Origin of the sequence: Rhizobium oryzicola (assembly GCF_030504645.1) — a bacterium.
In the GTDB taxonomy this organism is placed as follows: domain Bacteria; phylum Pseudomonadota; class Alphaproteobacteria; order Rhizobiales; family Rhizobiaceae; genus Neorhizobium; species Neorhizobium oryzicola.
This window is the reverse complement of sequence record NZ_JAUKWQ010000004.1, coordinates 297,535-318,505: the sequence shown is the minus strand read 5'-3', so window position 1 is coordinate 318,505 and position 20,971 is coordinate 297,535. Positions and strand designations below refer to the sequence as shown.

The window sequence follows — 20,971 nt, the reverse complement described above, 5'->3', positions numbered from 1 at the left end:
AACGTTCCCAGTATCGATTTGATAACTTTTGCTGTCAAGTGGTAGAGATAAAAATCAGCAAGCCGGCACGAAGGCGATTCGATGAAGAGCGACAGACCCAACCCGACCGTGACCTCCCGCGTGACGATCCTTGACGTCGCCAGAGCTGCAGGTGTGTCAAAGTCTAGCGTTTCCCGCTTTCTGGATGAACGCATGCCAAAATCCGACAGCGAGACGGCACGCCGCGTGCGGCAGATCGCTGTGGAATTGGGCTATGTGCGCGATGTTTCGGCGTCTTCTCTTCGCCGCGGCAAAACGGGGATGGTCGGCGTGATCGTGCCGCGCCTCACCGATACTGTCATGGCGATGCTCTATGAGGCCCTGGCCCACGCGGCCACCCGATCCGGCCAGTTTACAATCGTAGCGACAACGGAAGACGAACCGGGCGCCGATCGCCGCGCGGCCGACCTTTTGTTACGTCGCGGTGTGGATGGATTGATCTTGTCCACGGCACGCGAAGGCGACACGCTGACCGATGAATTGGTCGATCGTGGCGTCCCTTTCGTTCTGGCATTGCGCACCGATGGCAAATGTCGCTCGTCCATCGGTGATGATGCCCTGGGCGGCTATCTGGCAACACGGCATCTGATCGATCTCGGCCATCGCCGCATCGGCTTGATTGCTGGTCCCCGTCATGCGTCCAGCGCCAGGGGACGTGTCAGTGGATACGAAAATGCCATGGCTGAAGCCGGGTTGGAGATCAGACCAGAATGGATCAAACCCTCAACATTCGGCATCGAATCCGGGGCAGACGCTGCGCGCAAACTCATGTTGATACCGGATCGCCCTACTGCCATCTTTGCCGTCAACGACAACACTGCGATCGGAGCGATGTCGGCGCTCTTGAGGCTCGGGCTTTCAGTTCCAAATGACGTATCTCTCGTGGGTTACAACGACATCCCGATTGTCAGCCATCTGCCAACACCGCTCACCTCGGTGAAAATTCCATTCGACCAGATTGCCACCGCCGCGTTTGAATTATTGGCTGCCGAAACAGTCTCGTCCAATGACCGCATCCGTGTTGCCGTCCCCTCCCTGATACCCAGAGGATCAACAAAGCCAAGGAAGGAATGAACAGGAGACCGCAACAACGGGCTGCAGGCGAAGCTGAAATAGACTTCAGAGCTCTCTATCCGATGCGGGACGCTCGCGGTCTTCGTGCAGGACGCGTTCGGCAGCTCCGGCGAGGTCCTCATATTGGCCGTCCGCCAGGCTCCAAAGGAAAGCGATGAGCGCGGCGGCGCTGAGGATGACCGCGAGCGGCACGAGAAATAGTGCATCAACCATTCTACTTCTCCGGTTGAGCGGTCAGGGCGAGCCTGAGCGCATTCAGGACAACGATGATCGAGGAGGAAGACATCGCAATCGCTGCCAGCAATGGCGTGAGGAACCCGCCGACCGCCACGGGCACGGCAACCAGGTTATAGGCGATGGACAATGCGAAGTTCTGCCGGATGAGCTGGGCGCTACGGATGGCGATACGGTGCGCCAACGGAATAGCGGCGAGGCTTTCCTGCAAGAAAATCAGATCGGCCGCGGTTCGCCCGACATCGGAGGCGGAGGCCGGTGCCATCGATACATGCGCACTTGCAAGGGCCGCGGCATCATTCAAGCCGTCTCCGACCATCAGCACCCTATGCCCCTCCCGCTTCAACTCTTCAAGACGCTGAACCTTGTTCGCTGGTGTTGCCTCCGCGTGGTAAACAATTCCCAGACGCGCCGCCAGATCCGCCACGGCGGACTTCCTGTCACCTGAGAGCATCTCGACAGAAAGGCCTCGCGCCTTCAGATCCTCAATCGCCTGTTCAGCGCCGGGACGTAATCGATCGCGAAAGTGAAAGCTTTCGAGCGGCTCCGCGTTGCGGCTGAGAATGACGCTTGCGTCGGAGCCGGCAGCATGCGCAGGTGCCGCCCAGCCGGGACGGCCAAGACGAAAGATGGCACCATCGATCAGAGCCTCAAGGCCGTACCCAGCCTGCTCCGTCACGCATTCGGTCGCAACTGCCAGAGGTCGCGGGCAGCTTGCTGCTATGGCGCGGGAATACGGGTGATTCGAATGTGCCGCTATGCCAGCGGCGAGCGGCAGATTGGCCTCGTGATCCTGCGTTCCCTTCTCATACAGCAGGAGTTCGGGCATCCCCGTCGTCAGCGTACCAGTCTTGTCAAACACAACCGTGTCTATTTCGGCCAGCCGCTCCAGACCGCTGCCATCCTTGATCAGGATACCGCTGCGAAACAACCGCCCGGCAGCAACCACCTGCACCATCGGCACGGCAAGGCCGAGTGCACAGGGGCAGGTAATGATCAGCACGGCGATTGCCGTCGTCAGCGCCTGATGCAGATCGGAGCCGATTGCCAGCCAACCAACAAGTGTCAAGGCTGCCGCGGCATGTACCACCGGCGCATAGAGCGCAGACGCCCGGTCGGCGATCCGCCGGTAGAGGCCGCGGCCGGATTCGGCCGCTTCCATCATCCGCGTCATTTCAGCAAGGAACGATTGGCTGGACGGACGAAGCGCCAGCAAGACGAGCGGGGCACCGAGATTGAGAACACCCGCCTGCAATTGCTGACCGGCAGAGACCGCGATCGGAGTACTTTCTCCGCTGACCAGCGCGCAATCGACGTCAGACGTGCCTTCAATAACGCAGGCATCAACGGGAACACGCTGCCCGGCGGCCACGGCCAGCTTCATGCCCGGCATAACCTTGCCCAGTGGAAGATCGCTGCGCCGTCCGTCCGTTTCAATCACGGTGGCGCTAGGTGATGCCAGACGTGCGATACCGGACACGGCGCTTCGCGCCCGCGCTCGCATCATGTGATCCAGCGTGCGGCCGATCAGCAGGAAGAAAATGAGCGATACCGCTGCATCGAAATAGGCATGCCTGCCGTGCAGTGCCGTCTCCCATAGGCTGAGCCCAAAGGTCAGCGTCACGCCAATGGAAATCGGCACATCCATATTCGTGCGACCGTGCCGCAGAGCCGCCCAGGCGGAACGGTAGAAGACCTGACCAGAATAGAGCACGGTCGGCAAGGCGATCAGTCCGGACAACAAATGAAAATATTGCCGCGTTGATGGATCGGCCCCGAACCAGACGGCAAAGGACAAGAGCATGATATTGCTGGAAGCAAAGGCCGCCACAGCAAGCGCGCGCAACAAGGCTTTAAGATCCGCATCATGCTGCCTGTCCGGCAGTTCGGCCGCATGGGCCGGAAAACCGATCCGGTCCAGCGTTTCTATCATCGCCGGTGTGACCTCTCGATCGCTCCATTCGACGATGACACGTTTCGTTGAAAGGTTGGCGCGTGCCGCAGTCACTCCGGGGAGGGCATGCAATGCCTTCTCAACCCGCCGCATACAGGCACCGCAATGCATGGACGGAACAACCAGTTCCGCCCGCAACCCAGAGCCAGGCCCGGTATGTCGGCGACTGAAAAACGGCAGATCACGGGCGCGCTCAGCGGATGAGCCGGTACGATCGAGGATGAGTGACATCGTGCGATCCCTCAAGTTATTTCAGGCAAGCGGACGCAACTCTCGGTAGCTATGCCACGTCCCGTGACCAAGAACCGGAAAGACAAGAATCAATGGCAGAAGGCCGAATACAGCGCTTAGGGCGAACAGCACCGAGACGATGGCTGCCCAGGCGAGCATCACCTTCAGATTGTGCCAAACAAGCACCAGGCTTGTTCCCATGGCCGTCAGTGCATCGGAATGCTCCTGCAGCAGGATGGGAAGCGACAATGCACCAATGGCAAAGGAGAAGGCGGCGAAAAGACCACCGACAGCGCTGCCGACCACGAGCATGGCCCAACCGGTAGGGGACAGGAGCAGTGCCGGTAACAGATGGTCGAGGCCCGGAAAAGGCAAGAGGCCGAAGAACAGTGCATAGACAATCACGGCAGCCCTGAGCCAAACCATCATCAGCAGGCAGAGAAGAGCGCCCGCGAACACGACCTGGTAGCCGGAGGCCGGCCGGACGAAGATCATGTCCAGCAGGTTTACGGACAGTCCAAGGGATAGACGCCTGCTTTTCTCGTAAAGGCCCATGGCCAGTATGGGACCGATTACCATGATGCCGGATAGCGCAGGAAACAGGATGTAATCCGCTCCATGGGCCAACAGAGACCAGGCTGCGCCGCACAGCAACAGCCACACGAAGAGGCCGTAGCACAAGCTCTGCACAGGGCTTACCATCAGATCGCGCCAGCCCAAGCGCAGCCAGTGGAAACCCTCTTCGGTGGAAAGGTTGCGGGCCCAGGCGTCTCTCTTCGGGTCGGGCGGCAGAACGTCCGGAAGGGCATCGGTCATAGATCACTCCCCTAATTTTCGGCCAGGACGGACGGGCTGCAGGAAGACTCTGCGGCGGCGAAAGCGACACCTGCCTGACGTTCACCGATACGCCTGTGCGCCACGCAATCCGGTTGCGAGGCGAGCGCGACATAGATCAAGTGGGCATTGGCGCCGCAGATCAGAGCGATCAGTGCTGCCACCGCGAGCACAAAGGCGGCGCGACTGCTAAGCCTTCTCACAGGCGCGGTCATGGCCGTCTCTTGCGCAAATCGGCGATATAGGCCGCGAGCAATTTGACATTGCGTGCTCCAAGGCGGCTTTCCCATGTGGGCATGCGGCCCTGTCGTCCATACCATACCGTTTCGAAGATCGTTGCTAGATCTCCACCATAGAGCCAGGTGGTGTCGGTCAGATTGGGAGCGCCGAGATCGGAATTGCCTCGCGCATCGGCACCATGGCAGGCTGAGCACTGAGCGCTGAAGACCTTTGCGCCATCGGGATGCGCGAGGCCGGAGGCGGTTATTCCGCTAATGCTGAGATCGTGAACATAGCTGATTACCGCCATCACGTCGTTGCGGCTGAGAATGCCATCCTGACCAAAAGCCGGCATCTGCGCGGTGCGCGTATCCGGATGCGCGGAATTGACACCAACCCTGATCGTTTCCTGAATGGCTTCCGGGCTGTCACCCCAGTTCAACGCACCGGCGGCGAGATTGGGAAAACCGGCATTGCCCTTGGCCTCGACACCGTGGCAGGCAGCGCAGTTTTGACCGAAGAGCAGGCGGCCTGCTTCGCGAATATCCTTCATCGCCTTGTCATCGGCAGCAAGGGCAGAGAAATCCTGCCGGTCCAGTGCATCATGCCAAGGTGCGCGTGCCGCGGCGGCGCTGGTCAGATCACGGTGAACTGCTGCACGCTCGTCATAGCCGAGAAGACCTTTGGTATAGGTTGTCCCGAGCGGCAGCGCCGGCATCAGCAACCAATAGATTAGGCCAATGGTGGTATTGAGAATCAGGAACACGTAGACAATGCGCGGCACCGGCGTGTTGAGTTCCTTGATGCCGTTCCACTCGTGCCCGGTGGTCATGTAGCCCGTGATGGGATCGCGTTCCTCTAGCGCCATGGACGGTCCTCCTGTTTCAGGATCGCTGCGGATGCGTCGTGGAATTCCTTCTGGCGCGATGGCCAGAAGGCGTAGGCAACGACAGCCATGGAGAAGATCACCAAATAGATAAGGCCGAAGGTTTTGGCGGCCCAGACCACTGTTTCATGGGAAAAATCCATCATCATTCCAGGTCCTTGGCAACGGTATCGCGGCTTGCAGCATCGGTGAGGTGGCCGAGAATTTGCAGGTAGGCTACGAGCGCGTCCATTTCAGTCAGGCGACCGGGCGCACCCGCGAAGGAGCGGATGTTGGTTTCCTCGCCGTAACGCGTCTTCACCCCCTTGGCCCGGCTGCTGTCAGGATTGGCTTGGCCATAAGCATCATCGGCTGCATTGCGGATCATGTCCGGCGTATAGGGAACGCCAACGACACGTTGTGCGGTCAACTGGTCGGAAAGGTCATCCGTACGCAGATCATTTTCCATCAGCCAGCCATAGGCAGGCATGATCGACACAGGCACGACATCGCGCGGGTTAAGCAAATGGCGCACATGCCATTCATCGGAATACTTGCCGCCCAGACGGGCAATGTCCGGACCTGTGCGCTTGGATCCCCACAGCATGGGATGATCATATTTCGATTCCACCGCCAGGCTATAATGACCGTACCGCTCCACCTCATCCCGAAGCGTGCGGATCATCTGCGAATGACAGGCATAACAACCCTCGCGGATATAGATGTTGCGGCCAGCGAGCTCCAGCGGAGTATAGACCCGCATATCCGGTGCCGCTTCGACGGTCTGGTGGATCGTGAAGAGTGGAGCAATTTCGACGAACCCGCCGATGCTTGCCGCCGCAATAATGCCGAGCGTCATGCCGATCGCGCGTCGTTCCAGCCTGTAGTGAAGTTTGAACATCTTTTACTCCGCCGGCAGTGTCGCCGCATCATTCAGCTCGTCGCGGAGCGGCTTCAGGGAAGCCGTATCCGTCGCCGGCGCCGCATAGCGGATCGTCAGATATAGATTGAGACACCCTGCCAAAGCCCCAAGCAGGAAGAGCAGCCCGCCGATGGCGCGGGCGATGTAATACGGCCGCATGGCGACGACAGAGTCTAGGAAGGTATAGGCCAGATTGCCGTTTTCGGTGTAGGTACGCCACATCAGGCCCTGGATGATACCGGCGTTCCAAAGCGCAAAGACGTAGATGGCGGTTCCCGACAGAGCGAGCCAGAAATGCACTTCAACAAGCGCGGGCGAATACATACGCTCTCGCTTCCATAGCCAAGGGATCGAGGCATAGAGTGCGCCGAAAGTGATCATTGCCACCCAGCCGAGCGCACCGGCATGGACATGGCCAACCGTCCAATCTGTATAATGGGAGAGCGCGTTGACCGAGCGAATTGCCATAAACGAGCCCTCAAAGGTGGTAAGCCCATAGAAGACGGCGGCAATCATCATGAAGCGCAGCGTTGCGTCGTCTCGCACCTTGTGCCAGGCGCCGTTCAGCGTCAGCAACGCATTGGCCGCTGATGCCCAGGAGGGCACAATAAGAACCAGCGAGAAGGTCATCCCCAGCGTCTGAACCCATTGCGGCAGCGCCGTGTGATGCAGATGGTGCGACCCTACCCACATATACATGAAGGTGATGCCCCAGAAGCTGATGATCGACATCCGGTAAGAGAAGATGGGGCGCCCGGCGCGAATGGGGAGGTAGTAGTACATCATGCCAAGGAAGCCAGCCGTCAGGAAGAAGGCGACTGCGTTGTGGCCGTACCACCACTCCGTTAGAGCATCCTGGACTCCTGAAAACAATGAGAAGCTTTTGGCACTGAGGAAGGAAACCGGAACCGCGAGGTTGTTCACGATATGCAGCATCGCCACAACCAGAATGAACGCCATATAGTACCAGTTGGCTACGTAAATGTGGGGCTCCTCACGGCGCGCAAGCGTGCGCATATAGAGGATGAAATAGACCACCCAGACGATCACCAGCCACAGATCGGCATACCATTCCGGCTCGGCATATTCCTTTGACTGGGTGATGCCGAGCATGTAGCCGGTAACAGCGAGCACGCAGAAAAGATTGTAGCCGATCAGCACGAACCACGGGCTAAGCTGATCCGGTAGGCGCACACGGCTGGTCCGCTGCATCACGTAAAAAGAAGTGGCAATCAGGCCATTTCCGCCGAACCCAAATATCACGCCTGTGGTGTGCACGGGCCGGATACGGCCAAAGCTCGACCAGGCGCCGGATGTGGTCCAGGTCGGCTCAACCAGAAGCCACGCCACCCAATCACCGACGAACATCGCAAAGGCTGCCCAGACGAATGTTAGGATAATGCCGACCTTGCTGGGGTCATCATAATAGGTGTCAAATCGCTCGGCTGGCGGTTCCGGATCGTAAAGGCGCGCCATGATCGGGAAAGCCAAAGCAATGGCAGCAACCATGATCAGAGCGCCATGGACCGCAATCGGATCCCCACGTCCGGCCGCCGCAAAAAAGAGACCGACCAGCGTCATCACAAGAAGGATGAGCAGTGCGCCACGACGTTCGCCTGTCGTCAAGTTGGAGATCACGTGTATATCCTTCCGCCTGGCAAGACAGGCTACCCTATTGCGCACAGCCAGCATGCCCACATTGGTCCCTGCCCCGCACCAGGCCAGTTATGACCGGGCTCCGCGCGCGAATGACATTGAGATGTGCGCCAGTCCGGTGCGAGGTAGAAAGTGCGGTGGACGGCTGAATTATTAACGGCGCATATACACAACCGGAAGTGATACGGCTTTCAGCTCACTGTGAGCGCAACCGTGATGCTCTCGCCTGTGTGGCCTGCGCCCTTGCTCAAAAGCTTCCAGATCAAGGAAGTGAGGCGATTATTCAGGAAAATAGCCGGATATTGTTTGTCAGCATTGCGCAGAGCAAAAACTGCGGGCTTTGACTTTGAGGGCTGCCGTGGCAATCCCTGGGGTAAGACGCGTGTCTTCCCCAGGAGTTTAGCGCATCTGCTTACGCCTTTGTATGGCGCAAGATCTCCGAGAGTTCCGGCAGATAGGTCGCGCCGTGGCCTGCCTCGACCGCGCCTGAAAGTGCGGCGCGCACGCCATCGGCAATCAAATGAAGCGCACCGGCCTGCTCTGACATCGCAATGTAGTAATCAAAATCCTTCAGCGCGTTGCTGATAGCGAATGGCAGATTGCCACTGCCTTCACCCAGCAGAAACGGCGCCATGCGGTCCAGCGCAACACCGCCGCCGCCACCGGACCTCAAGACCGAAACGAGCGCCTGCGGATCGACGCCACCATCTGCGGCCTGAGCTGCAGCCTCCGCCAGAAGCGACATGAAACCGACTGAAACGAAATTGTGCAACAGCTTCAGCCGGTGGCCGGCACCCGTTGCTCCAACATGCACGGCTTCTTCGGAAAAAGACGCAAGCACGGGCCGCACCCGCTCGATAACTGCCGCGTCACCCCCCAGCAAAAGATGGAGCTTTCCTTCATGAGCAAACTTGGCCGTACGCGTCATGGGAGCATCGACGAAGAAGCCGTCCGCCTGCTTGACCGCCTTTGCCATCCGCTGCGTCGATTCCGGCAAGGCCGTGGAGCAATCGACCACAATCGTTCCAGGCTTCAGCTCTGAGAGTACGCCTTCTGACCCGGTCAGCACAGCCTCAACCTGCGGAGAACCCGTCACACACAGAATGATGACATCGGATGCTGCCGCAACGGCGGCAGCTGTCTTCACAGAGGTTGCGCCCAAAGCCAGAAGCTCGTCCACCGGCTGGTTTCCGGGATGGTCCAAAAAGGTCAGGCTATGGCCACCGCGGAGCAACACGTTGCGCGCAATACCTTGGCCCATCAGGCCGACCCCAATAATACCGGTTCTCATTGCTACTTTCCCATCATCATCCCGAATTGCTGGTAATGTCCGGCGACAATCCGCGCCGTTCATTACCATCAACTCGGTCTATCAGATGGCTGCACAGACGGGCAATAATGGGGTTTATTCACTCCGTGGCGCTCAAACGCTTGAGATCCGAAAACACCTGCGCATTGCCGGCCCAGATCGGGCCGGGCTGTGACAGGTTTCCGGCGAATTCTACAATACCTCCCGCCTCCCGGATCAGCACCATGCCGGCCATGCAGTCCCAGCAGAACAGGGTTGGGTCATAATAGCCGGCAAGGCGGTTGGCGGCGACATAGGCCAGCATCAGGGCGCCGGAACCTACGCGGAAGAGGACACCTCCCTCCTGGTACAGGCGGGTCACGAAGGCGCCGATCTGTAAGGGATCAGCCCTTTCGGTACCGCCAAACCCGATCGTGGTGGAACGGATGGTCCAGTCCTGATTGAGCACGAGACGCCTTCCGTTGAGGGTAGATCCCTCACCCGCACAACCGACATAGGTTTCACCCAGCATGGGTGCAACAACCACGCCAATAACCGGTTCACCCTCATGGAGCACGGCGATGGAGACCGTCCAGTTCGGTTGGCCGACGAGAAAGGCCATGGTGCCATCGATCGGATCGATCACCCAGTCGAAACCGGAATTGCCTGTTGTTGATCCTGCTTCCTCTCCGACAATGCCGTCATCCGGGAAGGCCTGTTGGATCATCCCGCGCAGATAGGTTTCGGTCGCCTCGTCGGCCGCGCTAACGATGTCCTGTGACGAGGCTTTCTCAACCCAACCCAGCTTTTCCGGGTTCGCGAGGAACGAGCGAGCCTTCTCGCCCGCTTGCCGCGCAATGCTTTCTGCAAGCGCGCGGCGCGTGGTCACATCGATGGGGCTCCGATGATGATTGTTCATGATGACCTCCCTTCCTGTGAATGATCACACCATAATTCGTCAAAGAATGCTATTGAAAATCTAAAAATACAGATGTATCGATAATGCGTCCCGCCGAGAGGAACGGCGAACCTAAGCGATTGATAAATTTCACATTCGCGTTCAACGCGCGATCGGCGAAGCTTTGTCTATGGCCATGTTCAAAGGGACGAAGTCAGGTTCTTGGGTGTCTTGGATGAAGGCCGTACCGTGCCTTGAACGTCTTGGACGCCTTCGTCGGAAGATCGAACGAGGCTGCCGGGGAGGCGGCTTTCACCGTAGGAGGAGTGGAATGAAACGTCTGTTGAGAATCTGCGCGAGCGTGCTGGCCCTTGCGAGCGCCAGCGCCGTGATGCCGCATGCGGCGCATGCCGACTGGCTGGAGGATGCCGCCAAGCCCCTGAAGGGCACGCAAATCAGCGGCATCTTCCTGGATCGCCCAGGCTACCGCGCCATCATCAAGCTCCTGCCGGAGTTCGAAAAGAAGACCGGTATCAAGGTGAATTACGAAATCGTTCCTTACGAGAACACCCGCGAGAAGGAAGTGCTGAACTTCACCTCGCAGGGTGACATCACCATGGCGCTGGTCGATCTGGTCTGGATCGGCGAGTTCGCTGAAAACGGCTGGATCGAGCCGATCGAAAAGTTCACCAAGGACAAGTCAATCACCGATCCCAACTTGAAGCTGGACGGCTTCTTCCCGCTTCTGCTGGATGCTTTCGGCTCATGGGGCGGCAAGACCTACGGCCTGCCCTTCGATAACTATTCCGGCCTTCTGTTCTACAATTCCTGCAAGCTGAAGGAAGCCGGCTTCGATAAGCCCCCGGCAACCTGGGACGAGGTGATGAACGTCTATGGGCCGAAGCTCACGGATGCTTCGAAGAACCAGTATGCCTTCGCGCTTCAGTCGCTGCGCGGCGAAACGCAGTCGGCCGACAGCTTCATGCGCTTCCTGTGGCCCTTCGGCGGATCGCTGCTCGACAAGCAGTTCAAGTCCAACCTGATGAGCAAGGAAAGCCAGGCAGGCCTCAACTTCCGTCAGGCGCTGATGAAGTACATGCCGCCCGGCATTGTCAGCTTCGACCATGCGGAAGCCGTCAATGCGCTTGCACAGGGGCAGGTCGCGATGATTACCGAATGGTCGGCCTTCTACGGCACCCTCGTTGACCCGGCCACATCGAAACTCGGCGATTGCCTTGCTGTTGCACCGGAACCGGCAGGTCCCGCAGGCCGTCTGCCCGCACTTGGCGGCTTCTCGCTCGCCGTTGCGTCGCAGGCTTCCGATGCGCAGAAGAAGGCAACCTGGCTGTTCATCCAGTGGGCGACATCCGAAGCCATTGCCAAGGATTATGTGGAAGCAGGCGGCGTTTCCGGCCGCATGTCGATCTATCAGGATCCGGCGATCAAGGCGAAATACAAGTTCGTCGAGCCGATGGTGGCCTCCTGGCAGAAGGGCGTGCCGGAATTCCGTCCGCGCTTCCCGGCATGGCCTGCTATCTCGGAAGTGGTTGCCGAATGGGGTTCCAAGATGATGCTGGGCCAGGTCTCGGTCGAGGCCGGGTCCAAGGAGATCGGCACCCGCATGGAAGATATCCTGAAGAAGGAAGGCTACTACGACGGCAAGAAGAAGCTGTTGCAGTAACCCCTAACCTGTCCCTCCCGGGATGAAAGAAGGGAGATGGCGGCTTTTCAAATCCGCCGTCTCCCTCCTCATCGACATCAGGCGAGACACAACAAATGCTTCATCTTCACGCAAAGGCGCTGGCTGAACTCGGCGATTGCCTATCGAAGATCGATCAAACGCAATTCGAAGCAGCCGTTACCGAAATCACGTCTACGCAACGGATTGCGCTCTATGGCGTGGGTCGCGAGGGCCTACAGATCAAAGGCCTGGCCATGCGCCTGTTTCATCTCGGCCTTCGGGCTGCCGTGGTGGGAGACATGACGACGCCGCCGGTCGGCAAAGGTGATCTCTTGATCGTCTCTGCCGGACCTGGAGATTTCTCGACGGTATCGGCGCTGATTGGCGTTGCAAAGGCGGCCGGTGCCCGGGTTCTGGTGGTGACGGCTCAACCTTCCGGTGGTGCCGCGGCCATGACGGATGTCGTTCTGACGGTGCCTGCCCAGACCATGGCGAATGATCAAGGTGTTGGCACCTCGGTGCTGCCCATGGGGTCGCTTTATGAGGGCGCGCTTTATGTCGCCTTCGAACTGCTGGTGCTGGCCGTGCGTGACAAGCTCGGCGTGACGCCGGCTGCCATGCGCGCCAACCACACCAATCTCGAATGACGTGAAATGAGAATCTTGCCGCACCAGCGGCACTGCATGAGGGCCGTCCCGGACGGCATGGAGAGGAGACGCTGATGACGAGGACGACCTCCGGGCCGAACATCAGACCCAATCGCGGTTATGGCCGCTGGACACCCTTCTGGTTTCTGGCGCCTGCCGTGTTCACGCTGTTCATCATCGGCATCTATCCGACCATCTTCGCGCTGGTGACCTCTTTCCGGCGCTACAACATAGCGCGTCCGCGCGATGGCTTTCCCTTTGTCGGGCTGGAAAACTACACCTCCGTGCTCACCGATGGCACCTTCTGGGCCTCACTGTTCCTGACCGCCAAGTTCTACATCACGGTGCTGCCGGTCGAGATTGTGCTCGGCCTTGTCATTGCGCTTCTGTTGCACAAGACGGGCATGGGGTTCCTCAAGTCGCTGGCCCGCGTCACGCTGGTGGTGCCGCTTGCCACCACCTATGCCGTGGTTGGCCTCATCGGACGCCTGATCTTCAACCGCGATTTCGGGGTGGCGAACTGGTTCCTGGATGCGCTGGGTGTTGGCGGACTGGATTGGCTGGGCTCGCAGGCGGGTGCCTTTGCCGCCATCGTCATCATGGATATCTGGCAGTGGACGCCCTTCTGCGCTCTGATTTTCCTCGCCGGTCTCTCCATGGTGCCGGGTGAGATCGAGGAAGCGGCGCGATTGGAAACCTCCTCCAAATGGTCGCTCCTGAAGCACGTACAGCTTCCCTACCTCATGCCGGGTTTGACGGCGCTTCTGATCCTGCGTTCCGCCGATGTGCTGAAGCTGTTCGATATGGTGTTCGTGATGACACGCGGCGGACCGGGTTCGGCCACCGATCTGGTATCGGTCTACATCCAGCGTGTCGGCTTCCGCGTCTTCGATCTCGGCACGGCCTCCGCGCAGGCGATCCTGCTGCTGGTCATCACCATCCTGCTCAGCCGTCTGTACATCCGCGTTCTCTACAAGGAGGTGAACTGATGCGTCGTTCATCCGGTCCCATCCTGCATGCCCTTGGCCTGACCGCCGTCATTCTCTTCACGCTGTTTCCGTTCTATTGGATGGTGTCGGCGAGCTTCAAGACGCAGGCCGATATCCTGGCCTCGCCGCCGGTCTGGCTGTTTACACCGACGCTCGATCACTACCGGGAAATTTTTGCGGATTCGAAGGTGATCGGCGCGGTCGGCAATTCGCTGATTATCGCAACGGCCACCACCGCCCTTGCGGTCATGCTGGGGGCTCCAGCGGCCTTTGCTCTCGCCCGATATGAATTTCGCGGCAAGTCCGACCTCTGGTTCTGGTTCATCTCCAACCGCATGACGAGCCCGATCGTGCTGGCGCTGCCGGTCTATATCCTGGCGCTGCAGTTGAAGATGCTCGATACGCATCTGGTGCTGATCCTCATCTACCTCACCTTCAACCTGCCGATCGTGGTGTGGATCTGCACGGACCAGTTCAAGTCCATCCCGCCGGATCTGGAGCAGGCGGCGCGTCTGGATGGGGCTGACCAGTTCACCATTTTCCGCAAGATCTACCTGCCGTTGGGTGCTCCGGGTATCGCGGTCTCGGCCATCTTCTCCTTCATCTTCTCCTGGAACGAGTTGCTCTATGCGCTGGTGCTGACGCGCCGCGATGTGCAGACGGCCCCCGTCGTCGCGACAAGCTTCATGTCCGGTTACGAACTGCCCTGGGGCAAGATCATGGCGACCGGTACGGTCATCGTTCTTCCCGTCACTATTTTCGCTCTGATCGTTTCCCGCCACATGGTGCGCGGCCTGACCATGGGAGCGACCAAATGAGCGTTGCCAACCCTCTCGGCATCAACCTTTCCTTCTGCGTGAAGCGCTGGGTGACCCCGAACCTTTGGGCGCCCGTGGTGCGGGATCAACTGGGGCTGGATCTCATCCAGTTCTCCTTCGATCTGGTCGATCCCATGTGGCCCGCCGCAATCCTGTCGCGTCACGCCAAAGAGGTGCGCACGGCGGCCGACGATCACGGCATCACCATTCACAGTGCCTTCATCGGGCTTGCGCATTACACCTTCAACCAGTTGCTGCATCCGGATGAAGACGTTCGAGCCTATGCCGAACAGTGGCTGGAGCGCGCCTATGGTTTTGCCGCCGAAGCCGGCATTCAGGGCGTCGGTGGTCCGCTGGGCGCCATTGCCTCCCGCCCGGACGGAAGTGAGGCCGACGCCATCGACGCGCGCGATTATGCAAGCCTGATCGAGCGGATGCTGCGCCTGGGCGACAAGGCAAAGGCAGCCGGTCTCTCAGAGCTTTATGTCGAGCCCACGCCGATGCGCCGCGAATGGCCATGGACCATTCAGCAGGCGCGCCAGATGATGACCGATGTTTCGGCAAGCGCCACACCCTGGAGCCTCTGTGTTGATTGGGGGCACGGTACCTTCCTGCCGCTTTACGGACGCCAAGCGGATACGATGGAGCCTTGGTTCGCGGAGCTGAACGATGTCATCGGCGCGGTTCACATTCAGCAGACGGATTTCCAGTTCGACCGGCATTGGGATTTCACCGAAGAGGGTCGCGTCGATCCCGTCGAGGCGAGAGCTTTGCTTGCCCGAACGGGACTTGCGCAATCTCCGGTATTCCTTGAAGTGTTCTACCCATTCGAACGGGATAGCAAATCCATACTGGATGCACTGAAGGCATCGGCCGTGTCTCTCAAACAGGCCTTTGCCTGAGCCAAGGAGACGACGAAGCATGCCGCCCAAGGGAACAGACACGCCGACGACAGCGATTGAAGACATGGACGCGCAGCAGATCCGCGCGCGCGTCGCTTGGCTCTATTTCATCGGTGGCCTGACCCAGCAGGAGATCGCCGACCAGTTGGGGCTGACCCGTCTTCGCGTGAACAAGACTCTTGGGCAATTGCGCACGGATGGCTCGGTCGTGGTCGATATCCGCCTGCCCATGGCCAATTGCATCGAGCTTGAGAACAAGGTGAAGGAGAAATTCGGGCTGGAAGAGGTCTGCGTCATCCCGACGTTGCCGGATGATCCCGAAAACCAGCGGGCGGTTGGCGATGCGGCGGGCGGCCTTCTCGACCGGCTGTTGGAAGATGGCATGGGGCTTGGCGTCGGTTGGGGCAAGACCCTGACGGCCGGGTTGAAACGGTTGACGCCGCGCGCGCTTCCCAATAGCTGGGTCACCTCAGTCATGGGTGGCCTCACACGTGGTTCCGGCTCCAGCACCTTCGAGGTTGCGACGGGCTATGCGCGGGCGATCTCCGCCGAGTGCTGGTATCTCACGGCACCGCTCTATCTTCCATCCGTCGAAAGCCGGGAAGCGCTTCTCGCCCATCACGGCATTCGCGAAACCATGCGCCGCGCCCGATCCGTCGATGTGGCGCTGGTTTCCTGTGGTGACATGACCACGCGTTCTCTTCTCGTGCAGACGCCGACCGTTTCCGAAACTCTTGAAGGGCTGCTGGCAGCCGGTGCCGTCGGCGACTTGCTCGGCGTTTTTCTCGATGCGAACGGCAAGCCTGTCGACCATCCGTTGAACGAGCGCGTGCTGTCGCTGACACCGGAGCAGCTGACGTCGGTCAAGCATTCCATCCTGGCCTCCGGCGGCTGGTACAAGGTCGATATCATCCGCGCCATCCTGCGCGGCGGCTACGTCAAGCGCCTGGTGACGGACGAAAACTGTGCCGCAGGCCTGCTGCGAGACGAAATCCAGAGACACAACAAAAGCCAATAGAGAAGGCGCTGCCGGCGGCCAAGCCCCGGTAACGCGGACGTGGGAGTAACGAGAATATGACTTTCCTGCAGCTGGACAACATCAAGAAGACGTTTGGGGAGCTCAGCGTCATCAAGGGTGTCAATATTTCCGCCTCCAAGGGGGAGTTCGTGGTTTTCGTCGGCCCCTCGGGCTGCGGCAAGTCCACACTTCTCAGAATGATTGCGGGCCTTGAGGACGTATCATCAGGAACACTGTCCATTGACGGCAAGGAGGTCACCTACGAGGAGCCTGCCAAGCGCGAAGTCTCCATGGTCTTCCAGTCCTACGCGCTTTACCCCCACATGAGCGTGTTCGAGAACATGGCCTTTGGCTTGCGCATGGCAAAGCTGCCGGAAGACGAGATCAAGCGTCGTGTCGGGGAAGCCGCCCGCATTCTGCAGATCGAGCCCCTTCTGGAGCGCAAACCGCGCGCGCTGTCCGGCGGTCAGCGCCAGCGCGTGGCGATCGGCCGCTCCATCGTTCGCAACCCCAAGATCTTCCTGTTCGACGAGCCGCTCTCGAACCTCGATGCGGAACTGCGCAGCCAGATGCGCGTGGAAATCGCCAAGCTGCACCGCAATCTGGGCGCCACCATGGTCTATGTCACCCACGACCAGGTCGAGGCCATGACGCTGGCAGACCGTATTGTGGTGCTGCGCGCTGGCCTTGTGGAGCAGATCGGCTCACCAACCGAACTTTACGATCATCCAGCGAATACCTTCGTTGCCGGCTTTATCGGCTCACCGAAGATGAATTTCCTCACCGCGAAGGTGACCGGAGCCGACAGCACCAGCCTGCAGCTTTCGCATCCGGCCTTCGAGGGCGGCACCCTATCTCTTGCGCATCCCGCAGCGGGCAAGGCGAAGGCTGGCGATACACTGACGGTTGGCCTGCGCCCCGAACATCTGGATGTTGCGGCTGCCACGCCACGCCTCAGGCTGACCGCCGACTTTGCGGAAAATCTCGGCGGCTCCACGCAGATCTATGCGCGCACCGGCGCGGAAACCGTGATCATTCTGGCGAATGGGCGGCCGGATCTGACGCCCGGCGCAGCGATGACCGCTGGCATTGACCCGCGTCACATCTATCTCTTCACGCCGGATGGCTTGGCACTCTGATTTTTCCGCAACTCCAGACGCAAAACCGGCACCCCCACTATTGCCGGAATTGCTCTGACCTCAGGAAGCAAAAACATGAAAGCTCTGGTACTGGAACGTAAAGGCGAGCTGGCGCTCCGCGATATCGATCTGCCGCGCGAAGTCGGCTCCGGTGACGTCAAGATCGCTATTCATACCGTCGGTGTCTGCGGCAGTGACGTGCATTATTACACGCATGGCGCCATAGGCTCCTTCGTCGTGCGCGAACCGATGGTGCTCGGCCACGAGGCGGCGGGCACGGTGATCGAAGTCGGTGCGAACGTCAAAAACCTCAAGGTAGGCGACCGCGTCTGCATGGAGCCCGGCGTGCCGAACATGGAATCGCGCGCGTCTAAGCTCGGCATCTACAATGTCGATCCGGATGTCCGCTTCTGGGCGACTCCGCCCATTCACGGCGTGCTGACGGCGGAGGTGGTGCATCCCGCAGCCTTCACCTACAAGCTGCCGGACAATGTTTCCTTTGCCGAAGGTGCGATGATCGAACCCTTCGCGGTGGGTATGCAAGCGGCCACACGCGCCAAAATCACTCCTGGCGATGTCGCCGTCGTCATCGGCTGCGGCCCCATCGGCATCATGACGGCGATCGCCGCTCTCGCCGGCGGTTGCTCGCGCGTTATCATCTCGGATCTGAGCGCCCCAAAGCTTGCGATTGCCGGGCAATATGCGGGCATTACGCCCGTCAACATCAAGGAGGCCTCGCTGAAGGATGTCGTGGCTGATGCAACCGAGGGCTGGGGTGCGGATGTGATCTTTGAGGCCAGCGGTAGTCCGCGGGCTTACGAGGGCATCTTCGACCTCCTGCGTCCGGGCGGCACGCTGGTGCTGGTGGGTCTGCCGATCGAACCGGTCAATTTCGATGTGCCTGCCTCGATCTTCAAGGAAGCACGCATCGAAACCGTCTTCCGTTATGCCAACAATTTCGACCGCGCAGTCAACCTGATTGCGTCAGGCAAGGTCGACCTGAAGCCGCTGATCACCGAGACCTTCGATTTCAGTGACAGCATCGCTGCCTTCGATCGTGCCGCCAAGGGACTGCCGGACGATGTGAAGCTGCAGATCCGGCTTGGCGATTAATGGTGGTTCATTCCGACGGGAGTTCATCATGACAAACAGCATGAACGGAAAGGTCGCGGCCATCACCGGGGCCGCTTCGGGGATCGGGTTGGCCTGTGCCAAAAAGCTGATCGATGAGGGCGCGACTGTCGTGCTCGTCGATCGCGCCGAGGACAGGCTGAAAACACTCTGCGATGAGCTTGGAGATCGCGCCCGCATGGTGGTGGTCGACCTTCTCGACGGGCCTCAGGTTTCCGGCCTTCTGCCGCGGATCCTTGAGGTCGCGGGTCGGCTGGACATTTTCCACGCCAATGCCGGGGCCTATGTCGGCGGGGCCGTCGCAGAAGGTGATCCCGATGCATGGGACCGTATGCTGAACCTCAACATCAACGCGGCCTTCCGCAGCGTTCATGCAGTTCTGCCGCATATGATTGCCCAGAAGTCCGGTGATATCCTGTTCACCAGTTCGGTGGCCGGTGTCGTGCCGGTGGTTTGGGAGCCGATCTATACCGCCTCAAAATTCGCGGTGCAGGCTTTCGTGCATACGACACGCCGGCAGGTGTCCCAGCATGGCATTCGCGTCGGTGCTGTTCTGCCCGGTCCGGTCGTCACCGCCCTTCTGGATGATTGGCCCAAGGAAAAGATGGACGAGGCTCTTGCCAATGGCAGCCTTATGCAGCCGCAGGAAGTGGCGGAGGCCGTCTTCTTCATGTTGTCTCGTCCCCGCAATGTGGTCATTCGGGATCTTGTGATCTTGCCAAATAGCGTCGATCTATAGGCCCGACACTGTATCGAGTCGGCGGAGGAGTAGGGCATGAGCGGTTCCAGGTATTTTATCGGCGTGGATGTTGGCACGGGCAGTGCGCGCGCCGGTGTCTTCGATGAGGACGGCCAATGCCGTGGAACCGGCAAGCGCGATATCGAGATCTACCGCGATCACGCGCATATGGTCGAACAATCGAGCGCCAATATCTGGGCTTCCGTGTGCCATGCGGTTCAAACCGCTCTTGCGCAGGCGAAGGTTTCACCGGATCAGGTCGCCGGTCTCGGGTTCGATGCAACCTGTTCTCTCGTTGTGCTGGCTGAAGGCGGGCTATCCCTGCCTGTTGGCCCGTCGGAAGATCCAGATCGCGACATCATCGTGTGGATGGATCATCGCGCCGTCGAACAGGCCGAGCGGATCAATGCGCTGGGCCATGGCGTGCTGCGTTATGTCGGCGGTCGTATTTCGCCGGAGATGGAAACGCCGAAACTCCTCTGGCTGAAGGAAAACCGGCCGCAGATTTTTAAGGCCGCATGGCAGTTCTTCGATCTGGCTGATTTCCTGACCTGGCGGGCAACGGGTAGCCTTGCCCGTTCCACCTGCACGCTGGCCTGCAAGTGGACTTATCTCGCGCATGAAAGCCGTTGGGACCCCAGCTACTTCCACCAGATCGGCTTGCAGGAACTGGCTGATGAGAACTTTGCCCGCATTGGCCAGGAGATCGTCGAGCCCGGCACCGCAGTCGGTCACGGCCTGACGGCCGCAGCGGCCAAGGAGCTTGGTCTTCGTCCCGGCACGCCGGTCTCCGCCGGCATGATCGACGCCCATGCGGGCGGCATTGGCACCGTCGGCATTGGCGGCACGCCGGAATGCAACATGGGATATGTCTTCGGCACCTCGTCCTGCACGCTGACTTCCACCAGCAGTCCGAAATTCGTGCCCGGCGTCTGGGGGCCCTATTTCTCCGCCATGGTTCCTGGGCTGTGGTTGAACGAGGGCGGTCAGAGCGCGGCGGGCGCTGCGATCGATCAATTGATCAGCTTCCATCCCGCCTTCCATGAGGCAAGCGAGCGGGCGAAGTCGCAAGGTCTCTCGCTGCCCGTGCTGCTGGCCAATCTGGCGGTCGAGGCCGTATCCTCGGCCTCGCATGTCGTCTCCCTGGCACGGGGTCTGCATGTGCTGCCGGAGTTTTTGGGAAACCGCGCACCGTTCGCCGATCCCGCCGCACGGGCTGCCATTGCCGGCCTTGGTATGGAAAGGGATCTCGAAAATCTGGTGGCGCTCTATGTGGGCGGGCTCTGCGGCATAGGCTACGGCCTGCGCCAGATCATCGAAGCACAGGCCGAAGCTGGCGCCGATGTGCAGCAGATCATCATCAGCGGCGGCGCGGGTCAGCATGATCTGACCCGCCAGATCCTGGCGGACGCCAGCGGCAAGCCGGTGGTTGCGCCGCAAACCTCGGAGCCTGTCCTGCTGGGAGCGGCGCTACTCGGAGCGACTGCGGCGAAATCCTTCTCTGATCTGAGGCAGGCCATGCAGGCGCTCAGCAAGGCCGGGCGGGTCTATACTCCCGCCTCCGGTAACATCCGCACTATTCACGATAAGCGGTTCGAAGCCTTCCGGTTACTCCAGGCGGAATTGCGGAAAATCAGGGATTTTTGACAGGAGCGGGCACGCATGCCTCACCGACCGCACCGCGCTAGATGAC

The 20,971-nt window shown here is 59.9% G+C and carries 21 protein-coding genes; 11 read left to right on the top strand and 10 right to left on the bottom strand.

Annotated elements, in window-relative coordinates; genetic code table 11:
• The first annotated feature begins 81 nt into the window (after positions 1–81).
• Positions 82–1,113 (top strand): LacI family DNA-binding transcriptional regulator, encoded by a 1,032-nt coding sequence (locus Q2T52_RS14970; protein WP_302077575.1) that lies wholly within the window; start codon positions 82–84, stop codon positions 1,111–1,113.
• A 45-nt stretch (positions 1,114–1,158) separates the two neighbouring features.
• Here the strand turns inward: Q2T52_RS14970 and ccoS are convergent, their stop codons facing one another.
• From ccoS to Q2T52_RS14920, 10 genes are all read right to left on the bottom strand, one after another.
• Positions 1,159–1,326 (bottom strand): cbb3-type cytochrome oxidase assembly protein CcoS, encoded by a 168-nt coding sequence (gene ccoS, locus Q2T52_RS14965; RefSeq protein WP_302077574.1) that lies wholly within the window; start codon positions 1,324–1,326, stop codon positions 1,159–1,161.
• Position 1,327: 1 nt separating this feature from the next.
• Positions 1,328–3,532, bottom strand: a complete 2,205-nt coding sequence (locus tag Q2T52_RS14960) for a heavy metal translocating P-type ATPase (protein WP_302077573.1) — start codon at positions 3,530–3,532, stop codon at positions 1,328–1,330.
• Between the two features lie 21 nt (positions 3,533–3,553).
• Positions 3,554–4,348, bottom strand: a complete 795-nt coding sequence (locus tag Q2T52_RS14955; protein ID WP_302077572.1) for a DUF2189 domain-containing protein — start codon at positions 4,346–4,348, stop codon at positions 3,554–3,556.
• Between the two features lie 11 nt (positions 4,349–4,359).
• Complete coding sequence (locus Q2T52_RS14950) at positions 4,360–4,581, bottom strand: hypothetical protein (RefSeq protein WP_302077571.1); 222 nt, start codon at positions 4,579–4,581, stop codon at positions 4,360–4,362.
• A complete protein-coding gene (gene ccoP / locus Q2T52_RS14945; RefSeq protein WP_302077570.1) occupies positions 4,578–5,453 on the bottom strand; it encodes a cytochrome-c oxidase, cbb3-type subunit III in 876 nt (291 codons plus the stop codon). The genes Q2T52_RS14950 and ccoP overlap by 4 nt, the downstream gene beginning before the upstream one ends.
• Positions 5,444–5,617 (bottom strand): cbb3-type cytochrome c oxidase subunit 3, encoded by a 174-nt coding sequence (locus Q2T52_RS14940; RefSeq protein WP_367187319.1) that lies wholly within the window; start codon positions 5,615–5,617, stop codon positions 5,444–5,446. The genes ccoP and Q2T52_RS14940 overlap by 10 nt, the downstream gene beginning before the upstream one ends.
• A complete protein-coding gene (ccoO, locus tag Q2T52_RS14935) occupies positions 5,617–6,351 on the bottom strand; it encodes a cytochrome-c oxidase, cbb3-type subunit II (RefSeq protein ID WP_302077569.1) in 735 nt (244 codons plus the stop codon). Before ccoO ends, Q2T52_RS14940 begins: the two co-directional genes overlap by 1 nt.
• A 3-nt stretch (positions 6,352–6,354) precedes the next feature.
• Entirely contained in the window at positions 6,355–8,007 is a 1,653-nt protein-coding gene (gene ccoN, locus Q2T52_RS14930; protein ID WP_302077792.1) for a cytochrome-c oxidase, cbb3-type subunit I, read from the bottom strand.
• 433 nt (positions 8,008–8,440) lie between these two features.
• A complete protein-coding gene (locus Q2T52_RS14925) occupies positions 8,441–9,319 on the bottom strand; it encodes an NAD(P)-dependent oxidoreductase (protein WP_302077568.1) in 879 nt (292 codons plus the stop codon).
• A gap of 118 nt (positions 9,320–9,437) precedes the next feature.
• Positions 9,438–10,235, bottom strand: coding sequence for an inositol monophosphatase family protein (locus Q2T52_RS14920; RefSeq protein ID WP_302077567.1), 798 nt, complete (start codon positions 10,233–10,235; stop codon positions 9,438–9,440).
• 310 nt (positions 10,236–10,545) lie between these two features.
• On the opposite strand from Q2T52_RS14920, the gene Q2T52_RS14915 reads away from it, so the two are divergent.
• The 10 genes from Q2T52_RS14915 to Q2T52_RS14870 all read left to right on the top strand — a co-directional run bounded on the left by Q2T52_RS14915 (position 10,546) and on the right by Q2T52_RS14870 (position 20,925).
• Positions 10,546–11,895, top strand: a complete 1,350-nt coding sequence (locus Q2T52_RS14915) for an ABC transporter substrate-binding protein (protein WP_302077566.1) — start codon at positions 10,546–10,548, stop codon at positions 11,893–11,895.
• 95 nt (positions 11,896–11,990) lie between these two features.
• Positions 11,991–12,542 carry an SIS domain-containing protein gene (locus tag Q2T52_RS14910; protein WP_302077565.1) on the top strand — a complete coding sequence of 184 codons (552 nt, stop codon included), beginning with the start codon at positions 11,991–11,993 and terminating at the stop codon, positions 12,540–12,542.
• 74 nt (positions 12,543–12,616) lie between these two features.
• A complete protein-coding gene (locus Q2T52_RS14905) occupies positions 12,617–13,531 on the top strand; it encodes a carbohydrate ABC transporter permease (RefSeq protein ID WP_302077564.1) in 915 nt (304 codons plus the stop codon).
• The gene (locus Q2T52_RS14900) at positions 13,531–14,349 is read left to right on the top strand and encodes a carbohydrate ABC transporter permease (protein WP_302077563.1); all 819 of its coding nucleotides are present in this window, start codon (positions 13,531–13,533) and stop codon (positions 14,347–14,349) included. Before Q2T52_RS14905 ends, Q2T52_RS14900 begins: the two co-directional genes overlap by 1 nt.
• A complete protein-coding gene (locus Q2T52_RS14895; RefSeq protein WP_302077562.1) occupies positions 14,346–15,251 on the top strand; it encodes a sugar phosphate isomerase/epimerase family protein in 906 nt (301 codons plus the stop codon). Before Q2T52_RS14900 ends, Q2T52_RS14895 begins: the two co-directional genes overlap by 4 nt.
• 19 nt (positions 15,252–15,270) lie before the next feature.
• Positions 15,271–16,269: a sugar-binding transcriptional regulator gene (locus Q2T52_RS14890; protein WP_302077561.1), complete on the top strand. Its 999-nt coding sequence runs from the start codon at positions 15,271–15,273 to the stop codon at positions 16,267–16,269.
• 56 nt (positions 16,270–16,325) lie between these two features.
• Positions 16,326–17,408: an ABC transporter ATP-binding protein gene (locus tag Q2T52_RS14885; protein ID WP_302077560.1), complete on the top strand. Its 1,083-nt coding sequence runs from the start codon at positions 16,326–16,328 to the stop codon at positions 17,406–17,408.
• 75 nt (positions 17,409–17,483) lie between these two features.
• Positions 17,484–18,521: an NAD(P)-dependent alcohol dehydrogenase gene (locus tag Q2T52_RS14880; RefSeq protein WP_302077559.1), complete on the top strand. Its 1,038-nt coding sequence runs from the start codon at positions 17,484–17,486 to the stop codon at positions 18,519–18,521.
• 28 nt (positions 18,522–18,549) lie between these two features.
• A complete protein-coding gene (locus Q2T52_RS14875; RefSeq protein ID WP_302077558.1) occupies positions 18,550–19,278 on the top strand; it encodes an SDR family oxidoreductase in 729 nt (242 codons plus the stop codon).
• A 36-nt stretch (positions 19,279–19,314) separates the two neighbouring features.
• On the top strand, positions 19,315–20,925 hold the full coding sequence (locus Q2T52_RS14870; protein WP_302077557.1) for an FGGY-family carbohydrate kinase: 1,611 nt from the start codon (positions 19,315–19,317) through the stop codon (positions 20,923–20,925).
• Positions 20,926–20,971: the final 46 nt, after the last annotated feature.